24 protein-coding genes and 1 pseudogene are annotated in these 24,726 nt (G+C 61.6%); 9 read left to right on the top strand and 16 right to left on the bottom strand.

Annotated features, from left to right (window positions below; genetic code table 11):
• Positions 1–255: 255 nt before the first annotated feature.
• From yghU to AB7M32_RS21460, 5 genes are all read right to left on the bottom strand, one after another.
• Entirely contained in the window at positions 256–1,095 is an 840-nt protein-coding gene (gene yghU, locus AB7M32_RS21480; protein ID WP_454251288.1) for a glutathione-dependent disulfide-bond oxidoreductase, read from the bottom strand.
• Positions 1,096–1,138: 43 nt separating this feature from the next.
• Positions 1,139–1,873 (bottom strand): substrate-binding periplasmic protein, encoded by a 735-nt coding sequence (locus AB7M32_RS21475; protein WP_454251287.1) that lies wholly within the window; start codon positions 1,871–1,873, stop codon positions 1,139–1,141.
• Positions 1,874–1,901: 28 nt separating this feature from the next.
• Positions 1,902–3,245, bottom strand: coding sequence for a GGDEF domain-containing protein (locus AB7M32_RS21470; RefSeq protein ID WP_454251286.1), 1,344 nt, complete (start codon positions 3,243–3,245; stop codon positions 1,902–1,904).
• 1 nt (position 3,246) lies between these two features.
• Positions 3,247–4,005: a substrate-binding periplasmic protein gene (locus AB7M32_RS21465; RefSeq protein WP_454251285.1), complete on the bottom strand. Its 759-nt coding sequence runs from the start codon at positions 4,003–4,005 to the stop codon at positions 3,247–3,249.
• Positions 4,006–4,132: 127 nt separating this feature from the next.
• Entirely contained in the window at positions 4,133–5,128 is a 996-nt protein-coding gene (locus AB7M32_RS21460) for an aldo/keto reductase (protein ID WP_454251284.1), read from the bottom strand.
• Positions 5,129–5,241: 113 nt separating this feature from the next.
• On the opposite strand from AB7M32_RS21460, the gene AB7M32_RS21455 reads away from it, so the two are divergent.
• The gene (locus tag AB7M32_RS21455) at positions 5,242–6,165 is read left to right on the top strand and encodes a LysR family transcriptional regulator (RefSeq protein ID WP_454251283.1); all 924 of its coding nucleotides are present in this window, start codon (positions 5,242–5,244) and stop codon (positions 6,163–6,165) included.
• A gap of 25 nt (positions 6,166–6,190) precedes the next feature.
• On the opposite strand, the gene AB7M32_RS21450 is transcribed toward AB7M32_RS21455, so the two are convergent.
• Positions 6,191–6,784 carry a TetR/AcrR family transcriptional regulator gene (locus AB7M32_RS21450; protein ID WP_454251282.1) on the bottom strand — a complete coding sequence of 198 codons (594 nt, stop codon included), beginning with the start codon at positions 6,782–6,784 and terminating at the stop codon, positions 6,191–6,193.
• 150 nt (positions 6,785–6,934) lie between these two features.
• Between AB7M32_RS21450 and AB7M32_RS21445 the strand changes: the two genes are divergently transcribed.
• Together AB7M32_RS21445 and AB7M32_RS21440 are read left to right on the top strand one after the other, a co-directional pair.
• Entirely contained in the window at positions 6,935–7,693 is a 759-nt protein-coding gene (locus AB7M32_RS21445) for an SDR family NAD(P)-dependent oxidoreductase (protein WP_454251281.1), read from the top strand.
• A 35-nt stretch (positions 7,694–7,728) separates the two neighbouring features.
• Positions 7,729–8,388: an NADPH-dependent F420 reductase gene (locus AB7M32_RS21440; protein WP_454251280.1), complete on the top strand. Its 660-nt coding sequence runs from the start codon at positions 7,729–7,731 to the stop codon at positions 8,386–8,388.
• An 81-nt stretch (positions 8,389–8,469) separates the two neighbouring features.
• Here the strand turns inward: AB7M32_RS21440 and phnE are convergent, their stop codons facing one another.
• From phnE to ppk2, 6 genes and pseudogenes are all read right to left on the bottom strand, one after another.
• The gene (phnE, locus tag AB7M32_RS21435; protein WP_454251279.1) at positions 8,470–9,237 is read right to left on the bottom strand and encodes a phosphonate ABC transporter, permease protein PhnE; all 768 of its coding nucleotides are present in this window, start codon (positions 9,235–9,237) and stop codon (positions 8,470–8,472) included.
• Complete coding sequence (locus AB7M32_RS21430; protein WP_454251278.1) at positions 9,234–10,061, bottom strand: PhnE/PtxC family ABC transporter permease; 828 nt, start codon at positions 10,059–10,061, stop codon at positions 9,234–9,236. The genes phnE and AB7M32_RS21430 overlap by 4 nt, the downstream gene beginning before the upstream one ends.
• Positions 10,055–10,855, bottom strand: coding sequence for a phosphonate ABC transporter ATP-binding protein (locus tag AB7M32_RS21425; RefSeq protein WP_454251277.1), 801 nt, complete (start codon positions 10,853–10,855; stop codon positions 10,055–10,057). Before AB7M32_RS21425 ends, AB7M32_RS21430 begins: the two co-directional genes overlap by 7 nt.
• Positions 10,852–11,703, bottom strand: coding sequence for a putative selenate ABC transporter substrate-binding protein (locus AB7M32_RS21420; protein ID WP_060741774.1), 852 nt, complete (start codon positions 11,701–11,703; stop codon positions 10,852–10,854). The genes AB7M32_RS21425 and AB7M32_RS21420 overlap by 4 nt, the downstream gene beginning before the upstream one ends.
• 284 nt (positions 11,704–11,987) lie before the next feature.
• Complete coding sequence (locus AB7M32_RS21415; protein WP_072404838.1) at positions 11,988–13,607, bottom strand: inorganic phosphate transporter; 1,620 nt, start codon at positions 13,605–13,607, stop codon at positions 11,988–11,990.
• A gap of 67 nt (positions 13,608–13,674) precedes the next feature.
• Positions 13,675–14,591: pseudogene (gene ppk2, locus AB7M32_RS21410) on the bottom strand (polyphosphate kinase 2).
• 302 nt (positions 14,592–14,893) lie between these two features.
• Between ppk2 and AB7M32_RS21405 the strand changes: the two are divergent.
• The 4 genes from AB7M32_RS21405 (at position 14,894) to AB7M32_RS21390 (ending at position 19,395) form a co-directional block, all read left to right on the top strand.
• Positions 14,894–15,829 (top strand): Ppx/GppA phosphatase family protein, encoded by a 936-nt coding sequence (locus AB7M32_RS21405; protein ID WP_454251276.1) that lies wholly within the window; start codon positions 14,894–14,896, stop codon positions 15,827–15,829.
• Between the two features lie 249 nt (positions 15,830–16,078).
• On the top strand, positions 16,079–17,176 hold the full coding sequence (locus AB7M32_RS21400) for a carboxynorspermidine decarboxylase (protein WP_454251275.1): 1,098 nt from the start codon (positions 16,079–16,081) through the stop codon (positions 17,174–17,176).
• Positions 17,177–17,201: 25 nt separating this feature from the next.
• The gene (locus AB7M32_RS21395) at positions 17,202–18,446 is read left to right on the top strand and encodes a saccharopine dehydrogenase family protein (protein WP_454251274.1); all 1,245 of its coding nucleotides are present in this window, start codon (positions 17,202–17,204) and stop codon (positions 18,444–18,446) included.
• Between the two features lie 421 nt (positions 18,447–18,867).
• A complete protein-coding gene (locus AB7M32_RS21390) occupies positions 18,868–19,395 on the top strand; it encodes a GNAT family N-acetyltransferase (RefSeq protein WP_454252184.1) in 528 nt (175 codons plus the stop codon).
• 39 nt (positions 19,396–19,434) lie between these two features.
• Here AB7M32_RS21390 and AB7M32_RS21385 read toward each other — a convergent pair whose 3' ends face one another.
• Complete coding sequence (locus AB7M32_RS21385; protein WP_072404830.1) at positions 19,435–19,863, bottom strand: DUF1810 domain-containing protein; 429 nt, start codon at positions 19,861–19,863, stop codon at positions 19,435–19,437.
• A 245-nt stretch (positions 19,864–20,108) separates the two neighbouring features.
• On the opposite strand from AB7M32_RS21385, the gene AB7M32_RS21380 reads away from it, so the two are divergent.
• Positions 20,109–20,891, top strand: coding sequence for a hypothetical protein (locus AB7M32_RS21380; protein ID WP_454251273.1), 783 nt, complete (start codon positions 20,109–20,111; stop codon positions 20,889–20,891).
• Positions 20,892–20,922: 31 nt separating this feature from the next.
• On the top strand, positions 20,923–21,543 hold the full coding sequence (locus tag AB7M32_RS21375; RefSeq protein WP_454251272.1) for a LuxR C-terminal-related transcriptional regulator: 621 nt from the start codon (positions 20,923–20,925) through the stop codon (positions 21,541–21,543).
• Positions 21,544–21,548: 5 nt separating this feature from the next.
• Here the strand turns inward: AB7M32_RS21375 and AB7M32_RS21370 are convergent, their stop codons facing one another.
• From AB7M32_RS21370 to AB7M32_RS21360, 3 genes are all read right to left on the bottom strand, one after another.
• Positions 21,549–23,201 (bottom strand): sensor domain-containing diguanylate cyclase, encoded by a 1,653-nt coding sequence (locus AB7M32_RS21370; protein WP_454251271.1) that lies wholly within the window; start codon positions 23,199–23,201, stop codon positions 21,549–21,551.
• Positions 23,202–23,469: 268 nt separating this feature from the next.
• Complete coding sequence (locus AB7M32_RS21365; RefSeq protein ID WP_454251270.1) at positions 23,470–24,168, bottom strand: outer membrane protein; 699 nt, start codon at positions 24,166–24,168, stop codon at positions 23,470–23,472.
• A 45-nt stretch (positions 24,169–24,213) separates the two neighbouring features.
• Positions 24,214–24,684, bottom strand: coding sequence for an SRPBCC family protein (locus AB7M32_RS21360; protein WP_454251269.1), 471 nt, complete (start codon positions 24,682–24,684; stop codon positions 24,214–24,216).
• Positions 24,685–24,726: the final 42 nt, after the last annotated feature.

Below are 24,726 nucleotides of genomic sequence, written 5' to 3'. Positions count from 1 at the left end.
CGGCATATTCAGCATTGAGGCCAACTGATCCATCGTCATCGCGAGCAAGCTCGCTCCCACAGGGGGGCGGTGCCAGTCTAGAAATCGAGGTTCATCACCGATCCAATGTGGGAGCGAGCTTGCTCGCGATGACGTCGGCATATTCAACATCGAGGCCAGCTGATCTACCGCTATCGCGAGCAAGCTCGCTCCCACAGGGGGGCTGTGTCAGTTGAGGAATCCAGGTTCACCACTGATCCGGCGTGCGACCTGGCCTCAGCCCAAATCCCCAGCCTCATGCCGCTCCGGCACCTGGCTCGCCTCATCCCCCCACGTGCGGTTGACCCGCTGTCCGCGCAGGACGGCGGGGCGCTTGGCAATGTCTTCCGCCCAGCGCTGCACGTGGGTGTATTCGTGGGCACTGAGGAATTCGGCGGCGCCGTATACGTTGTTGCGCACCAGTTGGCCATACCAGGGCCAGACCGCGATGTCGGCGATGGTGTAGTCGTTGCCTGCCAGGTATTGGCTCTCGCCGAGGCGGCGGTCCAGGACGTCGAGTTGACGCTTGGCTTCCATGGTGAAGCGATTGATCGGGTATTCGAGTTTCTCTGGCGCATACGCGTAGAAGTGCCCGAAGCCACCACCCAGGTACGGGGCAGAGCCCATCTGCCAGAACAGCCAGTTCAGTGTTTCGGTGCGGCCCGCCGGGTCGGTGGGCAGCAAGGCGCCGAATTTTTCCGCCAGATAAAGCAGAATCGAGCCGGATTCGAAGACCCGAATGGCGGGTTCCACGCTGCGGTCCAGCAGGGCCGGGATCTTGGAGTTGGGGTTGATCTCGACAAAGCCGCTGGAGAACTGGTCGCCCTCGTTGATGCGGATCAGCCAGGCATCGTACTCCGCGCCCGTATGACCCAGCGCCAGCAGTTCCTCCAGCAGGATGGTCACCTTCACGCCGTTGGGCGTGGCCAGGGAATAGAGCTGCAGCGGGTGCTTGCCAACCGGCAAGGTTTTGTCATGGGTCGGCCCGGCGACAGGGCGATTGATGCTGGCGAAATGGCCGCCAGACGGGGCGTCGTTTTTCCAGACCTTGGGCGGAACGTAGGACGCTTTACTCATCGGGACATACCTCATCGTTGCTTGCGGTGTGATCCCCCAGAGTCTACCGCTGTTCGTTCATGATTCGTGCGACTTCACCGGAAGCCTTGAGTTTTTCGAACGCGCGCTGGGCCTTGGCGACGACTTCGTCCGACGTGCTCAGGCTGAAGGCCAAGTGGACCCTGTGGGGTTGTTCGTCGAGGGTATAGACCTCTTCCAGAGAAGCGAAATCCACTTGGGCATCCTGGCTCATCAGGCGTGCGGTGTTCTCTGGCATCGGCAGCAATTGGATCTGGCGATTGAGCAGTTTCTGAAAGTTGTCGTGGTTGTTGGCCGAGATGACCAGCCGGGTGAAGCCCCGCTGCTGCAGGTAAATCTGCTTGGCGTCGTTTCGCACCACGCCGATGCTGTACTGCTTGGCCTCCTCGAGGCTGCTGACGGTGATGTCGTGGTTATCACGCAGTTTATAGAGCCGGCTCGCCACCCGATGTATTTCACCCACCCATTTGAACAATGCCTCGCGGGCCGGGGTGCGGTCCAGCGGAAAGATCAGCACGTTGGGCTCGTGCAGCGCTTTTTCGTAGGCCCGGGCCCACGGGTACAGCGATAGGCTGTAGTCGGTGAGCTGCGCGCTTCTCAGTGTCTCCTCGGCAATGCGAATGCCCGGCCCGACGACCTTGTTGTCACGCTGATAGGCGTACAGCGAGTCTTCGGTGACGACTTCGATTGTGTCGGCGTGGCTTGCCAGGCTGATCGAGGCGAGTAGCAGGCATGAGCAGAGTGTCAGGCGAGTGTGCATATGCAGACCTCATGGCGCGCGGTGGTTGTTACAGGGCGACGCGGTCGCGTCCCTGATGTTTGGCCCGGTACAGCGCCTGGTCGGCGCGTTGCAGCAATTGATCGAAATGGTCCATGGTCTCCGGGTCCAGCTCGGCAACGCCGATGCTCACGGTGACGAAAGGCGAGACCTTCGAGCCGCTGTGGGGCAGCTCACGTTCCGCCAGGCTGGTGCGAAAGCGTTGAGCCGCTTGGCAGGCCTGTGCGGCGTCGACATTGGGCAGGACCACGACAAACTCTTCGCCGCCTACGCGGGCGGTCAGTTCGCCAGAGCGGCCGAACACGCTGCGCAGGGTCTCTGCGATTTCTTTCAGGCACAGGTCGCCCTGCATGTGGCCGTAGGTGTCGTTGTAGATCTTGAAGAAATCGACGTCGCACATGAGCACGGCCAGCGGGGTGTTGTGGCGGATTGCCCGGCGAAACTCGATTTCCTTCAATTCGTCGAAGTAGCGACGATTGGCCAGGCCCGTCAAGGCATCGTGACGGGACAGTGCTTCGAGCGACTGGTTGGCGGCCTTCAGCTCCGCGGTGCGTGCCTCCACCAGTTCGGCCATTTGATCGCGGCTGGCGGCCAGGGCCAGTTCGTCCGAACGCTGGCGTTCGAGGTGGGCGCGCAGATTGTCCTGGAGTTCATTGACCTGGAATTCCAGCAGGCTCAGTTCGTCCTGGCGATGCACCGCCCGTTGCAGCTTGAGGTGGTGTTTGAGGGTATGCGGCGCGAGTTCGCCCAGGTGACGGGCGATATGTACCACATGCACGGTCACCAGGCGGTTGAACATGGTCATGACCAACCCGGCCAACAGCAGGGACTGGATGAGCTGGGTGATGACGATGCTGCGTGCTTCGCTCCAGAGCCGCTCCCAAAGCAGGTTATTGTCGCCTTCGATGGTCAGTTCACCGACTTTCTCATGGGCCCCGGCGTAGGGCTCGGCGATGAGCTGGCGATGCAGCACCGGCACCACGCCGGATTGATCGACGGCGTATCGATTGAGTTCGATGACTTCCGGCGCTTGCCCGGGACGCAGGATGTTCAACACCACGCGCCCCACGGGGGCCGCCGCGGCGACGCTGGTGATTTGCTGGTCGAGGGATTCACGGTCCAGTTCCCAAATGGCGTGGGCCAAGGTGTTCTGGAACACCTGATCGATCAGGGCCAGCTCCGAATTCATCTCCGCCAGGTTGTTTTCCCAGGCCAACCAGGTGCGCCAGGTGACCATCGCCAAGGTAAAGAACAGGCAGAACAACAGCGTTGCCAGCACCAGGCGCCGACCCAGGGAGCTGAACGCCTTGGTCGGTGGGGGTTGGGAGGACGCCGTGCGGAAAGGATCTCCCATGTCATAACCATTTGCGCAGGATGGCGTCGTAGGTTCCATTGCGACGGATGGTCTCAAGGCCGGCGCGGAATTTCTCCACCGTCTCGGCCGGCGTCTTGCGGCTGAACGCCATGCTCAGGCCGTCCGGGCTGCTCAGTTCGGGAAGCGCCAGCGAGCGGATCAGTACCTTGTCCGGGTCTTCGCCATTCTGGCGAGTCAAGTACAGCGCGTTGAGTTCGTTGGAAATCCACAGCGCTACGTGGTCGACCTTGAGCTTGCGGTAGTTGTGTTCGTACTTGGTGCTCGACTGCAGCTCCTCGCCGATGCGGAAACCCTTCGAGACCAGGTATTGCTCGCCCACGTCCTGATTGACCGTGGCGATCTGGTGACCATGGGCGTCGGCCAGCGAGTCGAGTTGTACCGGCCGTTCCGCCAATGAGTAGATGTACCACTGCGTCGGACCAATGGTGCCCACCCACTGGAAGAGCGATTCGCGTGCAGGCGTGCGGACGATCGAATAGATCAACACATTGCTTTCGTTGAGCGCCAGTTCGTAGGCCCGGGCCCAGGGCATGGGCTGGATAGGCGCGTCCAGGCCGACCTCCTTGAGCACGGCCTGGACCACTTCGGTGCTCATGCCGGTCACGCGTCCGTTCTGCGTCATGTTGTAGGGCGGCAGCTCCTCCGTCACGATGCGCAGGTGGGGCTCTGCCGCGCAAGCGCTTGCAGCGAGGAACATCAGGGCGCCCCACATCAGCAGGCGATTCAGCGGCAAACTCATTGATCGTTACCCTATGCAACTGGCAGAGCCCGGCGAGGCCTGGGGCTATTACTTATTGATAGGGTTATCGGCTGGGCTGGCGCCTGCTTGAGTCCGGTCTGTCGAAACCGACAGCCCAACCGACGGATCAACCGTTCAACAACGTCATTGTCTGTGCCTGGTATCGGTCGCCCGCCACCACACCTTCGCCTGCGAAAATCCCATCCAGATGAGCCAGTTCGTCTGCGCTCAACATCACTGAAGCCGCCGCCACATTGCTCTCCAGGTACTTGCGCTGCTTGGTGCCCGGGATCGGAATGACGTGGTCACCCTGGGCCAATACCCAACCCAGGGCCAGTTGCGAGGCGCTGATGCCCTTGTCCGCGGCCAAGGCCTTGACCCGTTCGACCAGCGCCAGGTTGCGCTGGAAGTTGTCGGCCTGGAAGCGTGGGCTGAAGCGGCGATAGTCATCGGCGGCGAAATCCTCCGGTGATTTCAGCTCGCCGGTCAGAAAGCCCCGACCCAAGGGGCTGTAGGCGACGAACGCGATGCCCAGGCGCTTGCAGGTATCGAGCACGCCATTGTGTTCAGGCTCGCGGGACCACAACGAGTATTCGCTTTGCACCGCTGCCAGTGGGTGCACGGCGTGGGCCCGTTGGATGGTCTCGGCGCTGGCCTCCGAGATGCCGATATGGCGGACCTTGCCGGCCTTGACCAGTTCGGCCATGGCGCCGATGGTTTCCTCGACGGGCACTTGCGGGTCAACGCGGTGCTGGTAGTAGAGGTCGAGGTAGTCGGTGGCGAGGCGCTTGAGGCTGCCCTCGACCGATTGCCGGACGTATTCGGGGCGGCCGTTGACGCCGCGGGCATGGGGATCGCTGCTGCGCACCAGGCCGAACTTGCTCGCCAGGTACAGGCTTTCACGCTTGCCTCGCAAGGCGCGTCCGAGCAGTTCTTCATTGGTATGCGGCCCGTACATGTCGGCGGTGTCGAACAGCGTTACGCCCAATTCCAGGGCGCGGTGGAGCGTGGCAATCGCTTCTCCCTCGTCCACGCCCGTGGTGTAGAAGTCCGACATGCCCATGCAGCCCAGGCCGATGGACGAAACGTTAGGGCCGTATTGGCCGAGTTGGCGGGTTTTCATGCTGTTAGCTCCTGAAAGTGAACGACCTGTGCAGTCTCTACCAAGGGGTTTTCTGGATAAATCCTCGATTATTGGTTTAACTATTCGGGATATCTAAATAATGAGGCGCGACAGTGGACCGATTACAGGCCATGCAAGTGTTCCGGCGTATCGTCGAGCTGGGTGGTTTTGGCAAGGCGGCCGATGACCTTGGCTTGCCCCGGGCCACCGTCAGCCTGTTGATCCAGCAGTTGGAATCCCATCTGGGCGTGCAACTGTTGCAGCGCACCACCCGGCAGGTGCGCGCAACGCTCGATGGCCAAGCCTATTATCAGCGCAGCGGCCAGTTGCTGGACGACCTCGATGACCTGGAGAGTTCGCTGTCGGTGCAACGGAGCCAGCCGCGCGGCACCTTGAAGGTGGACATGCCGATCGCCTTCGGTTGCACCTGGATCCTGCCGCGTCTGCCGGATTTCTATCGGCGCTACCCGGCGCTGCATTTGGACATCGGTTTCCACGATCGCCAGGTTCATCTGCAGCGCGAAGGCGTGGATTGCGCGATCCGCGCTGGGCATGTCGTTGACCAGGCCTTGGTGGCCCGGCCTATCGTGCGGCTGCATCAACTGACCTGTGCCAGCCCCGACTACCTGGCACGCTTGGGCACGCCTCGGGGGTTGGACGACCTGGCGGCCCATCGGGCCATCTGTTTTGCGACTGGCAATGGCCGCTTCTTCCCGTTCGAATTCGAGGTGGCGGGGCAGGTACGCGAATGGCCATTGAACGGTGAACTGACCGTCAACAATGCCGATGCCTACGTGACCGCCTGCGAAGCGGGATTGGGCTTGATACAGGTACCGCGTTACCACGTGCAACGGCAATTGGCCGAGGGCCGCCTGGTTGAAGTGCTGGACAAGCACCGCGTGCCGACCTGGCCCATATCGGCGGTGTACCCGCCCCATCGGCAGTTGTCGCCACGGGTGCGGGTATTTATCGATTGGGTGATCGAGTTATTGCATGGCGTGGCGGATACGCAGCCGTCGTTGATGGTGCGAGTCTGACGGCCAATGATTGATTCGCCCCGGGCTAGCTTGCAGGGTTGGATGGCCAGGTCGACAACGCCTGCTCGACAACCGCCTCCAGGATCTCGCGGGTGAACCCGGCTTTGGCTTGAACGGCCATTCCGTGGGTCATCGCCATCACAAACGCGGCCAGCGCCGTGCAGTTGGCCGATTCCGGCAGGTCACCCTCCGTCTTCGCCCGTTCGAAGCGCTCCCGCAGTGACGCTTCTCCGGTTGCGCGTGCGTCGATCAAGGCCTGGCGGATGGGCTCGGCATCGTCCGAGCCGGCCAACGCGCCATGAATGCCAAGGCAGCCCTTGCGGTCCGGGTAGCGCGTATTCACCTCGACAGCCCCGCGAAGAATGCAGGCGGCGACGTCGCGTGAAGTGGGTTGTTCCAGCGCTGCCGGAAAGAAATCCAGATAGTGTGCGTAGTAGCGCTCGAGTGCCCGGCGGAACAGTGATTCCTTGTTGCCGAACGCGGAGTAGAGCGCCGGGCGTTCCACTCCGGTGGCTTGCGTCAGGTCGGTGTAAGACGCGCCCTCGTAGCCTTTGCGCCAGAATACGCAAAGCGCCGCGTCCAGCGCCGTATCCACGTCGAACTCGCGTTGACGCCCCATCAGATCACTCCCGGCTTTTTCATAACGACCGATATTAAACCGCTTGACGGTCTCTGTCCAAATTCATACTGTTCGTTACGCTAACGCTCGTTACGGTTGGCAAGTGCCCTCTTGGCGGGGCGTTCAGGCATTCATGAAGAGGATTTTCCCATGCAGAAATTACTGGCAGGCAAGGTTGCGCTCGTGACGGGTGGGTCCCGGGGGCTCGGTGCGACCCTCGCGCAGGCGCTCGCCGAACTAGGGGCGGATGTTGCGATCAGCTACGTGGCATCGGCCGAGAAGGCCAAGGCAGTGGTGGAAAAACTTGAGGCGCAAGGTGTCCGTGCCCGTGCCATCCAGAGCGACCAGGCCGACAGCACAGCGGCCAAGCCGTTGATCGACGAGGTGATCACGCATTTCGGCAAGCTCGACATCCTGGTGAACAACGCGGCGATCGCCGTCCAGGGCAAGACGGTCGATGATCCCGATCTCGACACCGTCAATCTCGATCGCCAGTGGCAGGTCAATGTCATGGGCGCGGTGGCGACCACGCGTGCGGCGGCTCCGGTGCTGTCGGACGGTGGCCGGATCATCTTCATCGGCTCGCTCCTGGGCGGTCACGTACCGTTCGCCGGGGCGGCCGATTATGCCGGGACCAAGGCGGCCATCGTCGGCTATGCCAAGGGTGTCGCACGGGATCTGGGGCCGCGCAATATCACTGTCAACGTCGTCCAGCCCGGCATCATGCCGACCGACATGGCGGCACAAGTACTCGGCGACGGCGTGCCCGAGGCGATCCTCGACCTGCACCCCATCCGCCGGATCGCCACGCTCGAAGAAGTGGCGGCCACGGTGTGTTTCCTGGCCGGGTCGACTGGTGCCTATATCACGGGCAGCGCCATCGATGTGGCTGGCGGTTTGAGCATCTGACCCTGCGCCCAATCCAACACTGAGGTGAATGACTCATGACCACTATCGGCATCATCGGGGCTGGCGAAGTTGGCAGCCATATCGCGCGAGCGGCCATTGCGAACGGCTATGAGGTTGTCATTGCCAACTCGCGAGGTCCCGAGACGTTGCGCGGGCTGGTCGAAGCGCTCGGGCCGTCGGCGCGTGCGGCGACGGCTGCAGGCGCGGCCGCGGCGGGCGATTTCGTCATCGTGGCCGTCCCGCTCAAGGTCGACAACGATATGCCCGTGGAGGCGCTTGCAGGGAAGGTCGTGCTCGACACGAATAACTACATGGTCTGGCGTGACGGCCATATCCCGGTCATCGATTCGGGGCAAAAGACCGTCCATGAGCTTCGCCAGGAGCAGCTTCCCACCTCCCGGGTGGTCAAGGCGTTCACCCACATCCAGGCGCCGCGGATCCTCACGTGGGGCAGGCCGGCCGGCTCTCCCGACCGGCTGGCCCTGTCAGCTTCCAGCGATTATGCCGATGGGTTGGAGATCGTCACGCGCCTGTACGACCAGTTCGGTTTCGACACGGTGGATAACAGTCCACTGAGCGAGTCCTGGCGCAGTGCCCCCGGACAGCCGGCATGGAAACAGGAGCGCCAGAGCCGATCCGAGCTGCTCGCCAACCTTGCCAAGGCGCGTCTCGTCAATGCTTCTGCCATTGAGTGAACGTACCGATGAACACCTCGGACGCGTGGGCGGCCGGGTGTTCGCGCAGGTTGCCCAGAATATTGAGCGCGCCCGTGCCATTCAAGCCTTGACCCAGCGCTGGCGACTCCAGCCGCTCAAGGTATCGACGGCGAGCACCAATAGCAGCATCGCCAGGATGACCGTGCTGGCCTGGGCCTCCTGGAACAGGCTGAGGCTGACATAGAGCATTTGCCCAAGCCCTCCGGCACCGACAAAGCCGAGCACGCTGGCCATACGGATGTTGTTTTCCCAGCGATACAGGACGTAGGCCAGCAGTTGCGGCATCAGGTTGGGCAGTGTCCCGTAGCAGAACGCCAATACTGCGTTGCCGCCTTGCAAACGGATGGCGTCGGCCGGTTCGGAAGGGGTATTTTCCAACGCCTCGGCGAACAAGCGACCGAGTACGCCGGTGGTGTGCAGGGCGAGCGCCAAGGTGCCGGCATTGGGACCGAGCCCGGCGGCCAGGACCATCAGTGCGGCCCAGACCAGCTCCGGAACCGCGCGCAAGGCATTGAGTATCAGGCGCGAGGCACTCTGCATTGGCCAGCCGAAGCGTCCGGCCGCGGGCAAGGCCAACAGCAGGCCGAGTACCGCCGCCAGTAGCGTGCCCAGGGCTGACATGGCAAGGGTTTCCAAAGCGCCGTGACCGATCGCCTTCAAGTGGCTCGGGCTCAGGTCCGGGCTGAGAAAGCGCTGCGCATAAGCCCCCATCCGCTGCAGATTGCCGCTGTCACCGAGCTCGCCCAGGTCGATGCCCAGATAGACGAACGAGGCGACGACCGCCGCGACGATGCACAGGACCATGACCGTGTTGATCAGACGATTCATGCCAGCCTCCAGCGCAGCAGGCGGCTGAGTTGATCGGCAAGCAGCACCAGTGCCAGGAACGTCAATAGCAGGCTGGCCACTTCGCCACCGGCGAACATTCGCAACGACAGGTCCATTTGCTGACCCAGCCCTCCGGCACCGACGAAGCCCATCACCACCGAGGCGCGGATCGCACATTCCCAGCGATACACCGTGTACGACAACAGTTCCGCGGCGACATTGGGCAGGATCCCGTAGCAGAAGGCGGCGAGCCGACCGCTGCCTGACCGCAACAGCGCGTGGGCCGGGCGCTGGTCCACCGACTCGTAGATTTCCGCGTAGACCTTGCCCAGCATGCCGCTGTAGGTAATGGCGATGGCCAATACGCCCGCCGTCGGGCCGAGGCCGACCGCGCGCACGAAGAGCAGGGCCCAGACGATTTCCGGGACGCTGCGCAGGAAGATCAGCAGGCCACGAACCGGCCAGCGCAGCCATTGACCCCAGGGGCCGGGGTGACCGCCTCGGGAGGCTGCCGACAGCGACAGGGCGCGGCTGGCCAACAGGCTGGCGGGCACCGCCAGCAGCAACGCCAGGGCCATGCCGGCCGTTGCGATGGCCAGGGTTTGCAGGATGGCCTGCCAGAGCAACTCAAGGAATTCCTCGCCATGGGCCGGCGGCCAGAAGGCTGACACGAATCGGCCCATCTCGCTTTGACTGTCACTCGCCAGCAGCACTCGCAGGTCCAGTTCGCTGTAGCGGATGCCCGGCCACAACAGGACAAGGGCAAGCAGGCTGAGCAGCAGGCGCGGTCGGCTGGCGGGATCTCGGGTATCGCGTGTCAGCATCGGGGTATCTGCACGCTCAGGGACGGCAAAGGCAGCGGCGAAGACGACTGCAACTGTTCGTTGGCGTAGAGCTTGTCGAGCAACGTACGGTCGATGGCGCTAGCCGGCAGGTCGAAGAGAACCTGTCCGTCACGCAGGCCGATGATCCTGGAAAAGTGTTCGAGGGCCAGCTCCACCGCATGCAGGCTGGCGACCAGGGTGACGTTGTGCTCCCGGGCATGACGGCAGAGCACCGACAGCGTATGCCCGGCCAGTACCGGATCCATCGCCGAAACCGGTTCATCGGCCAACAATACCTCGGGCGCCTGGTACAGCACACGGGCAATGCCCACGCGCTGCAGTTGTCCGCCGGACAGTTGCTGGCATTGGGCGAACAATTTGTCGCCCAGGTCCAGCCTGGCCAGTGCCGCTCGCGCACCCGGCACATCCAGCGGGTGCAGCAGGTTCAGTAGGCTCTTGCCAATACCCCATTGTCCCAGCTTGCCGGCCAGCACGGCGGTGACCACTCGTTGGCGCGGCGGGAGCGGCGGCGTTTGATGGACCAGGCCAATGCGCGCCCGTAGGCGCTGGCGCTGGCGGGCAGACAATTGCCAGGCGCGTTCGCCCAATATTTGCGTGTCGCCGCTACCCGGTTGCAGGGCGGTGGCCAGTACATTGAGCAAGCTGGATTTCCCCGCGCCGGACGGGCCGATGATGGCGACCTGTTCGTTCGCGCCGATGTGCAAGTCCACGCCACGCAGCGCCTGGACGCCGTTGGCATGGGTAACGCTGACCTGGGTCAGTTGCAGGGTCATTTGAGCAGTTCGGCGGCGCGTGCGGCTTCCTCGATGCCCTTGTAGTTCTCAGGCTTGGTTTCGATGAAGCGGCTGGCGGCTTGCAGGTCGAGGATTTCCTTGTCCTTCGGATTGGCCGGGTCGAGGGCCAGGAAGGCGGCCTTGATCTTGGCTGCCAACGCGGGGTCGAGGGTTCCGCGCACTGTCCAGTTGTAGTCGAAGTAGGCTGGGGTGGTGGCGAAGACCTTGACCTTGGTCGTGTCGACCTTGCCGGCTGCCACCAGTTTTTCCCAGACGCTGGCGTTCAGTACCCCGGCATCCACTTTGCCGGCCTGGACCCAGGCGACGGTGGCGTCGTGGGCGCCCGAATAGCCGACACGACTGAAGTAGCTCTCTGGCTTGATACCGTCCTGGAGCATGAAGTAGCGCGGCATGAGACTGCCGGATGTCGACGATACCGAACCGAAGGCGAACGTCTTGCCCTTGAGGTCGGCCAGGGATTTGACGGTCGGGTCGGCGGTGATGAATTTGCTGGTGAACTGGGCGTCCTGTTCGCGCTGGACCAGCGGGATGGCGTTGCCGGTTTTCAGGCGCGCCTGGACGAAGGTGAAGCCCCCCAGCCATGCCATGTCGATCCGGTCGGTGGCCAGTGCCTCGACCACGGCCGGGTAGTCGCTCACGGGGACGAACTCGACCTTCATGCCGGTTTGCTGTTCCAGGTAAGCCCCCAGCGGCTTGAACTTGCGCAGCAGCTCGGTGGGAGCCTCATCGGGAATCGCGCTGACTTTCAGGGTGTCGGCGGCCTGCGCCAGCCAGCTGCAAAACGACAGGGCAACACCAGCGGCCAACGCCAGGGACGGCTTGAGCATGGAAGATCTCCGGTAAGAAAGGCAAGGAATGTCGAAGCATCACGCCCACATGGAGGGCGGTACGCCGTTCTGTGAGGGTAGACGAAGGAGAGGGATGTTAACCGTTTCTGGTTGTGAACTCACCCAATCCCCTGTGGGAGCGAGCTTGCTCGCGATAGCGGCGTGTCAGTCACGAACCTTGCCACTGATCCTCCGCTATCGCGAGCAAGCTCGCTCCCACGGGGGGGCTGTGGTGGACGGGAGAACCGAGGCCTCTGTCAGGTGAGGCCTCGGCGAACAGCAGGTCAGAACAGCTTGGTGAACAACCAGTAGAGGCTACCGGACAGCAGGATGGCGGCAGGCAGCGTCAGTACCCAGGCCATCAACAGGTTGCGGATGGTGCGCATCTGCAGGCCAGAGCCGTTGGCGACCATGCTGCCGGCCACGCCGGAGGAGAGCACGTGGGTCGTTGACACCGGCAAGCCGAACATGTCGGCGGCACCGATGGTGAGCATGGCGACGGTTTCGGCCGAGGCGCCTTGGGCGTAGGTCAGGTGGGTCTTGCCGATTTTTTCACCCACTGTCACCACGATGCGTTTCCAGCCGACCATGGTGCCCAGGCCGAGGGCGATGGCCACGGCGATTTTCACCCACAGAGGAATGAAGCGCGTGGAGGTGTCGATCTGCTGTTTGAACAATTGCAGCTGGGCGCTGGTGTCGGCATCGAAGTTACCGACCTTGTTCTTGTCCATCAGGCGAATGGTTTCGCTGGTCAGGTACATGTCGTTGCGCACGTTGCCCACGGCTTCGGCCGGCACCTTGGCCAGCGAACCGTAGCCCTTGACCTCGGCGCCGATGCTGCCGGTCATGGCGGCCAGGGCCGGCACCAATTGAGGCGTCGCTTCCTTGCTGCCAACGTAGGTGGTAAGGATCGCTCGCGGGTCTGTCGGGGCCGGTAGCGGCGAGTGCTTCACCAGGGCTTGCTGGGTGACTTGCGCCACAGCGGCGAATTGCAGGGCTTGATCGGCGGGCATGGTGCGGTTCAGCGCATACGCCATCGGCAGGGTGCCGACCAGGATCAGCATGATCAGGCCCATGCCTTTCTGGCCGTCATTGGAACCGTGGGCGAATGACACACCGGTGCAGGTCAGGATCAGCATGCCGCGAATCCACCAGGGCGGCGGAGTGTTGCCTTCCGGCGCCTTGTACAGCGAGCGATTCTTGACGAAGGCCCGCAGCGCCAGCAACAACAACGCCGCGCAGCCGAAGCCCACCAGTGGCGAGAGCAGCAATGCATAGCCGATCTTGGTCGCCTGGGCCCAGTCCACGCCGCTGGTGCCGTCGCGCCCGTGCATCAAGGCATTGGCGACGCCCACGCCAATGATCGAGCCGATCAGGGTGTGGGACGACGACGCCGGCAAGCCCAGCCACCAGGTGCCCAGGTTCCAGAGGATGGCGGCGATCAGCAGGGCGAAGATCATGGCGAAGCCGGCGGAGGAACCGACTTGCAGGATCAGTTCAACCGGCAGCAAGGCGATGATACCGAAGGCCACCGCGCCGCTGGCGAGCAGCACCCCGAGGAAGTTGAAGAAGCCCGACCAGGCCACGGCGACGTTCGGCGCCATGGAGTTGGTGTAGATGACGGTGGCCACGGCGTTGGCGGTGTCGTGGAAACCGTTGACGAATTCGAAGCCAAGGGCAATCACCAGCGCCACCCCCAACAGCAGGAACGGCGTCCAAGTGGTCACCACGGTGCCGAGTTCGTTCATGTCGTGCATCAGGCTGTAAGCGGTAAACAGCAGGCCGCTGCCCAGTACCGCGAAAAACACCACCAGGGTGAGCACGCTTGGCTTGCGGTTGAGTTGCGGTCTCGAGCTGGGGGCGATGGCACTCGAGGAGTCCATGGTCAGGGTCTGGTTCGTCATGATGAAATCCGGCTCAGTGAGCGGTGGAAGTGGGGGCTCGGTGCCGGGCGTCCCTGCCTGGCGGGTCTCAGTAGACCTGGGGCACGATGAGCTCCGGTGGCGTCGGACTGCGGGAGTAGTCTTCCTGGCGTACCCGCTGCGGCAGTTCGATGGTCGGCAGCTCCACCTCTTCATAGGGCATTTGCCCAAGCAGGTGATGGATGCAGTTGAGCCGGGCCTTTTTCTTGTCGTCGGCCTGCACCACCCACCAGGGAGCTTCGGCGATGTGGGTGCGTTCGAGCATGATTTCCTTGGCCTTGGTATAGGCCTCCCAGCGCCGACGGGACTCCAGGTCCATGGGGCTGAGCTTCCATTGCTTGAGCGGGTCATGGATGCGGCTGAGGAAGCGCAGGTGTTGTTCCTGGTCGGAAATGGAGAACCAGTACTTGATCAACTGGATGCCGGAGCGGGCGAGCATCCGTTCGAATTCCGGCACGGTACGGAAGAACTCTTCGTACTGTTCGTCGGTGCAGAATCCCATGACTTGCTCGACCCCGGCGCGGTTGTACCAACTGCGGTCGAACAGCACGATTTCACCCGCCGCCGGCAGGTGCGAAACATAGCGCTGGAAGTACCATTGAGTCCGTTCACGGTCGTTGGGGGCGGGCAGGGCAGCGACGCGACACACCCGGGGATTGAGCCGCTGGGTAATGCGCTTGATCACGCCACCCTTGCCGGCGGCGTCGCGCCCTTCGAACAGGATCACGACCTTGTGCCCGGTCTTGACCACCCAACTTTGCAGCTTCACCAGTTCGCCCTGAAGGCGGAACAGTTCGCTGAAATACAGGCGTCGGATTCCTTCTCGCTGTTATCCGGGGCGTGTTCATCGAACAAGGCGTTCAGGTCATGCCCGTCTTCGGATAGCTCCAGCTCCAGTTCTTCGTCGCTGTGATCAAGCAGTTCGCGGTGGATGCGCTGTACCAAGGTGTCCTGGGTTGAAAGCATGATGGAAAACTCGGTCGTGGAGGCGCCATCCACGCTAGTTGCAATTTGTTACATAGTAGTGACCGCCATCTGTGCTTCATGCGCTGTCCTCGGCTAAAACAGTGATTCGGGCAATCAGGGCTTATCAATAACGCACGAGTACACAGGAGCCGCTGGAAATTTCGCCGACGCGCGTTTGTTTCCAGGCGGGGCTCAAGGGGTGTCATCCAGGTGTCATCGAACCCATGGCAGGATCTTCGCAAACCATCGTGGGATGCCCGCAGCGCTTATGCCTGCTGGCTGATGAATCAAGGAACACCGCTATGAAAGGCGACGCCCCCCTGTTCGCGGCCATTGACCTGGGCTCCAACGCCTTTCGCCTGATGATTGGCCAGTCGGTCAAGCGCAATCGACAACGGGTGATCCAGGAAGTGAAAACCCTGCGCGAGCCGGTCCGATTGGCCGAGGGCCTGCAAGCCGGGGCCCTGGACGAACTGGCGCTGGATCGAGGCTGGCAGGCCCTGGCCCGATTTGGCAAAAAGCTGCGTGGCTTTGAAGCCGGAAGGGTGCGGGCGGTGGCGACCAGTGCCGTGCGCGAAGCGGCCAATGCCCAATTGTTCCTGGCCAGTGCCGAGCGGCACCTGGGGTTTCGGATCGACGTGCTGTCCGGGCATGAAGAAGCCCGGCTGGTGTATGCCGGTGTCGCCCATGCGGTGCCCGGTGTCGAGCGGACGCGACTGGTGGTGGACATCGGCGGTGGCTCGACCGAACTGATTCTGGGGCAGGGCGCCCAGCCGCTGTTGACGGAAAGCATTGCCATCGGCAGCGGTACCTTCGGCGCGCGTTACTTTGCAGGCGGACGCATCACCGCTCAAGCGCTGCTGGAGGCTGAACGCGTGGCCGTCCTGCAGTTTGAAGCGATGGCGGCGCGTTATCGCGCGCAGGGCTGGCAGCAGGTGATCGGCTCTTCCGGTACGGCGCGGATGTTGGCCAAAGTGCTCAAGGCCAATGGTCTCAATGACGTTGGACAAGGCGGCATTACCTACAGCGGGTTGTTGCGCCTGTCGTTGCGGCTGCTGGAAGTCGGCCATGTCGACCGCCTCAGATTGGCCGGCTTGCAGAGCCATCGCCTGGGTATCCTGCCCGGTGGCCTGGCGATCATGCTGGCGGCGTTCAAGGTCTTTGGCATTACAGACATGATCGTTTGCGAAGCGGGCCTGAGGTTTGGTGTCCTTCATGACCTGATGCACAAACACTGACACTGATGGCCTGTTGTGCAAGGCCGGTTATCCGCGACGGCTCAAGGTCGAGCGTCAGCGCCCTTTGGTTATCCTCCTTTGCCAGATTCAGCATTTCCTCGCCTGGGCGGCCGGTATGTCCGGTGATCGCAAAGCGTCGATCTGGATCAGGATGATTGCGCGAACGGGGCTTTTCGCTCTTTCGATCTGCAGTCAGTGAAGGCACAATGCGCATCCTTTTTTGGCTCGCCTTGCCCGGAGGCCTCGAAAATGATCAAAACGCCGTACTACCTCATCGACAAACAAAAGCTGCTGGCGAACATGCAGAAGATCGCCTATGTGCGTGAGCAGTCCGGGGCCAAGGCCTTGCTGGCGCTCAAGTGCTTCGCCACCTGGTCGGTGTTCGACCTGATGCAGCAGTACATGGACGGCACCACGTCGTCGTCGCTCTACGAACTCAAGCTCGGCCGGCAGAAATTCGCGGGCGAGACCCACGCCTACAGCGTGGCCTGGGCCGACGATGAGATCGAGGAGATGCTCGCCAACTGCGACAAGATCATCTTCAACTCCATCGGCCAGTTGCAGCGCTACACCGAGGCGTCGGCCGGCAAGGTCCGCGGCCTGCGGGTCAACCCGCAAGTGAGCAGCTCCGATTACCTGCTGGCCGACCCGGCGCGACCGTTCAGCCGCCTGGGCGAATGGGATCCGGTGAAAATCGAACAGGTCATCGAGCATATCTCCGGGTTCATGTTCCACAACAACTGCGAGAACGGCGATTTCGGTTTGTTCGACCAGATGCTGGGCACGATCGAGGAGCGTTTCGGTCATCTATTGCATAAGGTCGAGTGGGTCAGCCTCGGTGGCGGCATCCATTTCACCGGCGAGGGCTACGCCCTGGACGCCTTTTGCGCACGGCTCAAGGCCTTCTCGCAGAAGTATGGCGTGCAGGTCTACCTGGAACCGGGCGAGGCCGCGATCACCCAGAGCGCGTCGCTGGAAGTCACCGTGCTCGACACGCTCTACAACGGCAAGCATCTGGCCGTGGTGGACAGTTCCATCGAGGCACACATGCTCGATCTGCTGATCTATCGCCTGGACGCCAAGCTGGCACCGAGCGAGGGCGAACACACCTACATGGTGTGCGGCAAATCCTGCCTGGCTGGAGACATCTTTGGCGAGTACCAATTCGATCGTCCGCTGGCGATCGGCGATCGGCTGTCGTTCATCGACGCAGCAGGTTACACCATGGTCAAGAAAAACTGGTTCAACGGCCTTAAAATGCCGTCCATCGTTGTGAAGCAACTCGACGGCAGCGTCGAGATGGTTCGCGAGTTTGTTTACGACGACTACTTGTCCAGCCTCTCTTGAGCTGGCGGAAGGAGAAATAAAGAAATTGAAGAAGAACGTACTTATCATTGGTGCAGGAGGTGTCGCCAAGGTGGTGGCCCACAAGTGCGCGCAGCACAACGACGAGCTCGGTCGTATTGCTATCGCGTCGCGCAACATCTCCAAATGCCAGGCCATCATCGACAGCGTCAAGGCCAAGGGTAGCCTCAAGCAACCCGCCGACATCAAGGCCTTTGCACTGAACGCTATGGATGTCGAAGCGACCAAGGCGCTGATTCGCGAAACCGAGTCGCAGATCGTCATCAACGTCGGCTCTGCTTTCCTCAACATGTCGGTGCTGCGTGCCTGCATCGATACCGGCGTGGCCTACCTGGACACCGCCATCCACGAAGAACCGGGCAAGGTCTGCGAGACGCCGCCCTGGTACGGCAACTACGAGTGGAAGCATCTCCAGGAGTGCCAGGAGAAGAACATTACTGCCATTCTCGGCGTGGGCTTCGACCCGGGTGTGGTCAATGCCTATGCGGCACTGGCGCAACAACAGCATTTCGACCGCATTGATTCGATCGACATTCTCGACGTCAATGCTGGCTCCCATGGTAAATATTTCTCCACCAATTTCGACCCGGAAATCAATTTCCGTGAGTTCACCGGACAGGTGTGGAGCTGGCAGGACAGCCAGTGGACCAGCAACACCATGTTCGAGGTCAAGCGTACCGACGACTTGCCAGTGGTTGGCTTGCAGAACCTGTACCTGACCGGTCATGACGAAGTGCACTCGCTGTCGAAGAACCTCGACGTGCCCAACGTGCGTTTCTGGATGAGCTTCGGCGAGCACTACATCAATGTGTTCACCGTCCTCAAGAACCTCGGCCTGCTTTCCGAGCAACCGGTCAAGACCGCCGAAGGCCTGGAAGTCGTACCGCTGAAAGTGGTCAAGGCCGTGCTGCCTGACCCGAGCTCGCTGGCCCCGGGCTATACCGGCAAGACCTGCATCGGTGACCTGGTCAAGGGCGTCAAGGATGGCCAGCCGCGCGAGATGTTCATCTACAACGTGGCCGACCACGAGGACGCCTACGCCGAAACCGACAGCCAGGGCATTTCCTATACCGCCGGCGTGCCAACCGTGGCCGCGGCCTTGTTGGTGGCCCGTGGCGAGTGGGACGTGCAGCGCATGGTCAACGTCGAAGAGCTGCCTGCCGAGGCATTCCTCGAGGCGCTGGATGTGATGGGTCTGCCGACGCGCATCAAGGACGAGCATGGAGACCGTCCCTGGAACCAGAACGCCTGACGGACTCCAGGCCGGTTCCACCCTGGCTCCCCCGATAGGAACTGCAGAATCGCTCTGGATTCTGCAGGCGATTGAACCAGGAGATTCACCGTCGCGTGACTACCTGGCAATCCGCGGGAAGCCTTGAAGAAATGCTCCGTATCGAAAGATACGGGGCATTTTTCGTTTAGGGCCCCATCAAATAACTTCGTGATAAGGCGCCTGTTCCCGCTGGCACGCGGGGTAGGAGCTGTCGAGCGGAGCGAGGCTGCGATCTTTCCCCAGACACTTGAGTCTCAAGCGAAAGATCAAAAGATCGCAGGCTTCGCCAGCTCCTACAGAGCCCGGGGGCCCCCAGGACAAAACCGCCCTAGTAGAAAACCTCGCCATGAACGATCACTCGACCTTACGATTGCGCTTCACGGCCCAGGAGAAACAATCAGTGAAACCCTTCAGAATTCGCGAGCTGCAAATGACCGATGTGCAAGCGCTGCTGGACTTCGAAGTCCATAACCGTGAATGGTTCGAGTCGCAGATCGACGCACGCGACCCAGCGTTTTATTCATGGACGGGCGTCACCGATCACATTGAAGGCTATCTGGCCGATTTCGCCGTGGGCGTCTGGCACCCGTTTGTGATCGAAGACGCCAGCGGGAGAATAGTGGGGCGGGCGAATTTGAAAGGCATCCATTCACCACGCGGTTGCGCCGAGGTGGGCTACCGCATTGATCAACGCGCTTGCGGGCAAGGGCTGGCAACGCAGGCCCTGAAACATCTGATCGAGGCGGCGCGGATGCGTTGGGGGCTTACGCAACTGGTGGCTTATGTCTATGAGCACAACATCGGCTCAAGGAAGGTCCTTGAGCGGTGCGGGTTTGTGGCTGAGGTGCTGTCGTGTGACCACCAAACCGGGAGTTCCTCCAGATGGTGTAAAACCCTTCAAGTGGAACTCCCGACGATCCAATCCTGAGGCCACGGCCACCTGTGCCACAACGTCCATGTTTCGGAATCAGGCATTTTTTCTCTCGCGCTCCTTAAGTAACTCCAGTGTCCTCGAGTCGACACTCACGCCACCACTCAGCGCCTGGGCATACGCCGAATGCTCGCCCGCGGCCGCTGCGAACAGCGTCATGCAGGACGCGAATTTCATGGCGTCGAGTGTCCCCAGGAGTTTCTCTACCGTGACTTCCGAGTCCAGGACGGCGCGGGTTGCGCGCTCGAGTCGTGGTCCCAGAAGCGGGTGATGCAAATAGTCGCGCGCCTCTTCCAGGTCGCGCAGGCCGTAGTAGGTGGCGTTCTCGCTGACACCCAGGCCGCGTAATTGGGGAAAGATGAACCACATCCAGTGGCCTTCCTTACGACCGTGCCGTAGCTCGAGTAAAGCGCGGTCATAGGTTGCCGCTTGCGCCTGGACAAAACGCTCCAGTGATTCGGTCATACGAGCCTCTGATACGGTTTCAAGGTTGAAGAATGAAGCGCGTCCAGGTTCGATCAAAAGTGGTGGCTTTATGACGTCATGGTCCGGCGCGTATCGGTAGTCTCGATCATCACCCCCATCCAGAACGAGGGCAAAGCCTATAGCACACTTGCGCTATAGCGCCGGTCGGCACTCGACCCTAACCTATGAGCGCTATCGGGTTTTCGATCGGTCGCAACGAGCCTATTTGAACAAGGATCTGTTTTTTGAAAAGCACACCTGCCAGAAAGTCCAGCATCTGCCCGGCTTATCGCAAGCGCCTTGCAACGGCATTCGCCGTCTCGGCCCTTGTCGCCAGTGGCTGGGGTTCTTTTATTGCCGGTGCGTCGGCTTCCACTGCCAGTGAGACATCCTCCGCGGCTTGCACCAACGAGGCGGATTTCCAGGCCGGGACGGTGGTGGAGTATGAAAGCCGGGACAACCTGTCGCCAGCCACCAGTCGCGGTAAAACCGAGACGCTCGGACGCGAGGCGTTTGCCGGCGCCAATCCGGTAGCTTCGGTGCACACGTCGTTCCTGAACAATGCGCCGTTTTTCCTGACGACGACCTTCGCCGAGATCAAGGATGGTCGGCTGGTTCGTTACGGTGATCGCCATGGTGCCGGGGCATCGTTGATGACCACCACCTACCAGCCTCCCGCTTCCACACCGATTGATCTGCAACCTGGGCAGACCGTCACCGTCAGCTACAAAAACAAAGCGGTGAGCGCCGGGGGAACGGTCGAGTTCGATGTCGTCGAGAAGCTGACTTATAACGGGCGTGAAACGATCAAGACGGCCCTGGGGACGTTTGATACCTGCAAGTTCACCAATGAAATCTCCACGGGCCCGGTTTCGGCCGAGCAGCCGAAACAGGTTGTCGTTGTCCAGAATTGGTTTCCCGCGGACGGACCTTATCGTGGTCAGTCGATCCGATCCGTCACGCCTGCGGCCAATGGCGTCCCCCAGAGAATCAGTGAAGTCGTCAAGATGCAGTATGGGACGCGATGAGAGACGCGTCTCGGATCGGAAGATTTGCCGGATGATCGTGGCAGATGAGCATCCGCTGTTCCGAGAGGGGATGATGGTGTTGTTGGAGCGCCTGATACCTGACGCAATGATCGAACAAGCAGGAAGCCTGGAGGAAGTACGGACACTGGCAACGAATGGACAACCTCTCGATACGCTGATTCTTGAAATACGTCTTCCCGGCCTGGGTTCCATCAACGAGCTCGCGCAGTTGCGCCAGGCACTCACGCACACTGTGGTGATTGTGGTTTCGACCCTGGATGACAGCGATGTCATTGGCCGTGTCATGGCCACCGGTGTAGACGGGTTTGTCGGCAAGAGCCTTTCCCCCGACCAGGTCGGCCAGGCCATCGCCGATATTCGCCGTGGCGAAGTGCTGGTCAAGTACGAGCCTTCGGGCCCGCTGCCACTCGGTCCCGATGATGACATGAGCAAGCTCACGTCACGGCAGCGAGAGGTCTGGCAATTGATTGCCGAAGGCAAGACCAACAAGGAAATCGCCGCGGCGCTTGAGATTTCTCCCTTCACCGTGCGCATTCATGTCTCTTCGTTGATCCGCGCGCTGAACGTTCCCAACAGGGCGGTGGCCGCTGCTCGTTTTGCCGGGCGCGAGGCGCTTCAGACCTTGCGCTAAGCGCCTCAGACCTTCGATCCGGCATGTGCAACCTCGGTATGCGAGGTGTCATGGAATTTCGCCTGGGACTTGCCCGCACGCTTGGCCCGGTAGAGTGCTTCATCGGCCTGGGCCAACGCATCGGCAAACTCGCCGTCGGTCCACAGCGTCCCGCCGATGCTGCAGCCGACCGTGATCGACTCCCCGGCCAGCACGACCGGCTCGGCCAGTTTGGCGATGATGCGCTGGGCGGCACCCTGCATGCTGGACAAGGATTCTCCGGTACGCAGGCGCAGCAGCAAGACGAATTCATCCCCGCCGTGGCGGACAGCGATGTCGCCATCGCGCACAGCGCCCAGGAGCCGGAGGCCGACCTCCTGGAGCAATGCATCGCCAACGGCATGGCCGAAGCAATCGTTGATGGGTTTGAACCCGTCGAGATCCAGGCACAGCACGCCGAAGCCAGGCTGTACCTCGACCTCGCTGCGTACCGCCTCGATGTACTTTTCCAAGGCTGCCCGATTCGGCAGGCCGGTGACGACATCGCGGTAGGCGATACCCTCGACCACCGCCAACTGACCCCTTTTTCGGGTGAGGCTGTCAACGAGGTGCCGGATCGCAACACTCAGCGTTTCGACTTCGCGCGTCCCCTTGAGCAAGGGAATCCCCACATCGGCGCCTTCGGAAAGGCGCGCGGCGGCTTCGGCGATGACGTTCACCGGACCGGTGAGAATACCTGCCATGATCCATCCGATGATCGCGAACAGGATGGACAGCAGGCCGCCCCAGATGAGTATTTCATTGCGCATCTCACGTGCTGCCGCAAAGGCGATCTCGGCAGGCTGGCGTGTCACCACGGTCCACCCCAGGCCGGGATAGTCGTCGACGCCGGCACTTTGCGCCGCCCCTGCCAGATAGAGCTTGCCGTCCGGCCAGCGCTCGACCGACCAGCTTTGTCCGCGCCCGTCGAGCGCGACACCGGCGGGCTTGCCGATCATGTCCTTGGGGCCCAGCAAGAGGGTGCCGTCCTTGCTGATGACCAGAAACTCCAGGCCAGGCAGGCGCTCCTGCAAGGGTTCGAAAAGCGATCGGCCAACTTCCGCAGCCCATTCCCAGGAAAGATGCGCCGCGAGCACCCCCGTGAGATTCCCGGCGACGTCCTTGATTGGCATGCTGATATCGACGAATTTCATCGCTTCCCCGGAAGGATTCGGCAGCAGCTTGGCCAGCAGGACGGCTTCGTGGACATCGCCAATGAACGTCTTTTCCCGCGCGCTGGCAAAGACCGGCCGTTGCGAGATGTCGGCGCCTGCGAGCACCCCGTTGGTCGATGCGACGACTTTGCCGTGGGCATCGGTGAGGCCGATCCAGGAATAGTTCGGGAATTGCTGGCTAAGGTGGTCGAGCAGGGCGCGTGCTTCGCCGGGGTTCGCAGTGTTGCGCAGGGTTTCCAGCTTGCTCAGGACCGTGAGCGCTTTTGACCGGTTACTCATGTCGCGATCAAGGCGATCGATCATCGAGTAGGCATATTCGCTCAGTTGCAGCCCGGTTTGCTCCTTGAGCCGCGAAATGGAGGACTCGCCGATGACGGTGCCGAAGATGCAACTGAGGAGCAGCACCACCAGCGCCACGACGATGGCGAAGCGTGCCCGTAAGCTTTGGAAGAGAGGGATGTACATGTTGGGCTGCCATGGGATGGGATGGGAAGGCCTTTATTCCATGGCGATCTGGGCATGCATCCTCTCAAAATTTTCCAGTTTGGGGTACTGGTCCGGTAATCGCTGAGCGCGATGGCAGGAGCAAGGTCACTATATGTCAGGCAGTGGCTGAGCGATCCCCTTGAGGCTGTCCTTGGATACGGATCACGGCGCTTGAAAGGTCTCTACGGTCGAAGATCCCACGACCGGACGCCCTGCGAATAAGGCAAGGCGCCGCTCCATCTGCCGCTTACAACCAGTACCGCAAACCAAGCATCAGGGACTGGGCGTTGTACTCCGTTTGCACATCGCCCTGGGGCAAGCCCTGGATATCGCCGAAGTGCGCTTCGCCGGTCTTGAAGTAGCGATAATCCAGGGACATGGACCAATGTTCGCTGAGCTCGTAAGCGACCCCGGCGCCGAGTTGCCAGGCCGAGACGGTGTCGCGATGGGTGTCGCCGAACTCGACGCCGCCGGCTTCCAGGCCGGTGATGGTCAGCACGGCGTAGCCCAGGCCACCGCCCACATACGGGGTGAACCGGCTCAAGGGGGCAGGCAGATTCGTGACGTCATACCAGAGGTTGGCCATGAGGCTGGTGGCTTCCTCTTCGCCTTTGCCGTCGATGCTGCCGCCACCTTCGTAGACCCGGTGATTGAACTGGGTCAGGGTGTTGCGGCGGTAGCTCAGTTCCACTTCAGGCCTTAGCCCGACCGGGAATCGCCAGCCCAGTGCCAGGCCGGTGGCGAAGCCGGAATGCACCGGTTGGTTGAATTCCATTTCGACGAAGTCAAGGTCGTTCTGGTTAAGGTCCTGCTCAGCGACCCAGTTCACGCCGCCCATGCCACTGACATAGGGGCCGAGTGTGTCGGCGAAACTCGACGCTGGGGCGGTAAAACCCAGGCCAATGATGCCCATGACGAGATACCGGGGGTTGTTCTGTAGGTTCATGCTAGATCCGAAATGTTGCTGTTATCGATAAGTAGGCAAAGACGTTCATACGAGGTGCAAGGGCGTCGCGGTTTTCCCGCGCGCCGATGCGCCAATGGCCCGTTGTTCAGCCAGCCTGCACAGGTTGTCCAGTGCGATGGTCATTGCCTCGGTCAGGGCTTTGCGCAGCAGCCCGCGGTACAGGAAACTCAACGGCCCCGAGATCTTCGCGCTATGGATGACATGGGTTTCACCGGCAGAGAGCCTGCGCATCCGATGATCGAATTCGAGGTCGATCCAGAGCAGCCGGGCGCTGTTGCGATAACTTTCGTGCGGACTCACGGCTTCCAGTTTCAGAGGCATCGTCAAGCCATTCTTGAGAACACATTGGCCGCGGGTTCCCGCCTGGAACGGACCGTCGAGTTGACACTGGCGGACGTCGGTATCCCAGAGCGGCGCTTCGGGAAAATTGCTCCAGAGCTTCCAGATTTCAGAAGGGGGCGATTTGACTATGACTTGCACGTTGACATCGTTCATGGCGACACCTTGGTTGTGGGGGACACGGTCATGCTGGGTGGG

Source organism: Pseudomonas sp. R151218B TE3479, from assembly GCF_053629195.1.
This window is presented reverse-complemented; position numbering and strand designations above follow the sequence as displayed.

What these genes read in the sequence shown, in the direction of transcription:
- yghU (WP_454251288.1), bottom strand. Translation starts at nt 1,095, where the DNA reads ATGAGTAAAGCGTCCTACGTTCCGCCCAAGGTCTGGAAAAACGACGCC.
- AB7M32_RS21475 (WP_454251287.1), bottom strand. Translation starts at nt 1,873, where the DNA reads ATGCACACTCGCCTGACACTCTGCTCATGCCTGCTACTCGCCTCGATC.
- AB7M32_RS21470 (WP_454251286.1), bottom strand. Translation starts at nt 3,245, where the DNA reads ATGGGAGATCCTTTCCGCACGGCGTCCTCCCAACCCCCACCGACCAAG.
- AB7M32_RS21465 (WP_454251285.1), bottom strand. Translation starts at nt 4,005, where the DNA reads ATGAGTTTGCCGCTGAATCGCCTGCTGATGTGGGGCGCCCTGATGTTC.
- AB7M32_RS21460 (WP_454251284.1), bottom strand. Translation starts at nt 5,128, where the DNA reads ATGAAAACCCGCCAACTCGGCCAATACGGCCCTAACGTTTCGTCCATC.
- AB7M32_RS21450 (WP_454251282.1), bottom strand. Translation starts at nt 6,784, where the DNA reads ATGGGGCGTCAACGCGAGTTCGACGTGGATACGGCGCTGGACGCGGCG.
- AB7M32_RS21445 (WP_454251281.1), top strand. Translation starts at nt 6,935, where the DNA reads ATGCAGAAATTACTGGCAGGCAAGGTTGCGCTCGTGACGGGTGGGTCC.
- AB7M32_RS21440 (WP_454251280.1), top strand. Translation starts at nt 7,729, where the DNA reads ATGACCACTATCGGCATCATCGGGGCTGGCGAAGTTGGCAGCCATATC.
- phnE (WP_454251279.1), bottom strand. Translation starts at nt 9,237, where the DNA reads ATGAATCGTCTGATCAACACGGTCATGGTCCTGTGCATCGTCGCGGCG.
- AB7M32_RS21430 (WP_454251278.1), bottom strand. Translation starts at nt 10,061, where the DNA reads ATGCTGACACGCGATACCCGAGATCCCGCCAGCCGACCGCGCCTGCTG.
- AB7M32_RS21425 (WP_454251277.1), bottom strand. Translation starts at nt 10,855, where the DNA reads ATGACCCTGCAACTGACCCAGGTCAGCGTTACCCATGCCAACGGCGTC.
- AB7M32_RS21420 (WP_060741774.1), bottom strand. Translation starts at nt 11,703, where the DNA reads ATGCTCAAGCCGTCCCTGGCGTTGGCCGCTGGTGTTGCCCTGTCGTTT.
- AB7M32_RS21415 (WP_072404838.1), bottom strand. Translation starts at nt 13,607, where the DNA reads ATGACGAACCAGACCCTGACCATGGACTCCTCGAGTGCCATCGCCCCC.
- AB7M32_RS21405 (WP_454251276.1), top strand. Translation starts at nt 14,894, where the DNA reads ATGAAAGGCGACGCCCCCCTGTTCGCGGCCATTGACCTGGGCTCCAAC.
- AB7M32_RS21400 (WP_454251275.1), top strand. Translation starts at nt 16,079, where the DNA reads ATGATCAAAACGCCGTACTACCTCATCGACAAACAAAAGCTGCTGGCG.
- AB7M32_RS21385 (WP_072404830.1), bottom strand. Translation starts at nt 19,863, where the DNA reads ATGACCGAATCACTGGAGCGTTTTGTCCAGGCGCAAGCGGCAACCTAT.
- AB7M32_RS21375 (WP_454251272.1), top strand. Translation starts at nt 20,923, where the DNA reads ATGATCGTGGCAGATGAGCATCCGCTGTTCCGAGAGGGGATGATGGTG.
- AB7M32_RS21370 (WP_454251271.1), bottom strand. Translation starts at nt 23,201, where the DNA reads ATGTACATCCCTCTCTTCCAAAGCTTACGGGCACGCTTCGCCATCGTC.
- AB7M32_RS21365 (WP_454251270.1), bottom strand. Translation starts at nt 24,168, where the DNA reads ATGAACCTACAGAACAACCCCCGGTATCTCGTCATGGGCATCATTGGC.
- AB7M32_RS21360 (WP_454251269.1), bottom strand. Translation starts at nt 24,684, where the DNA reads ATGAACGATGTCAACGTGCAAGTCATAGTCAAATCGCCCCCTTCTGAA.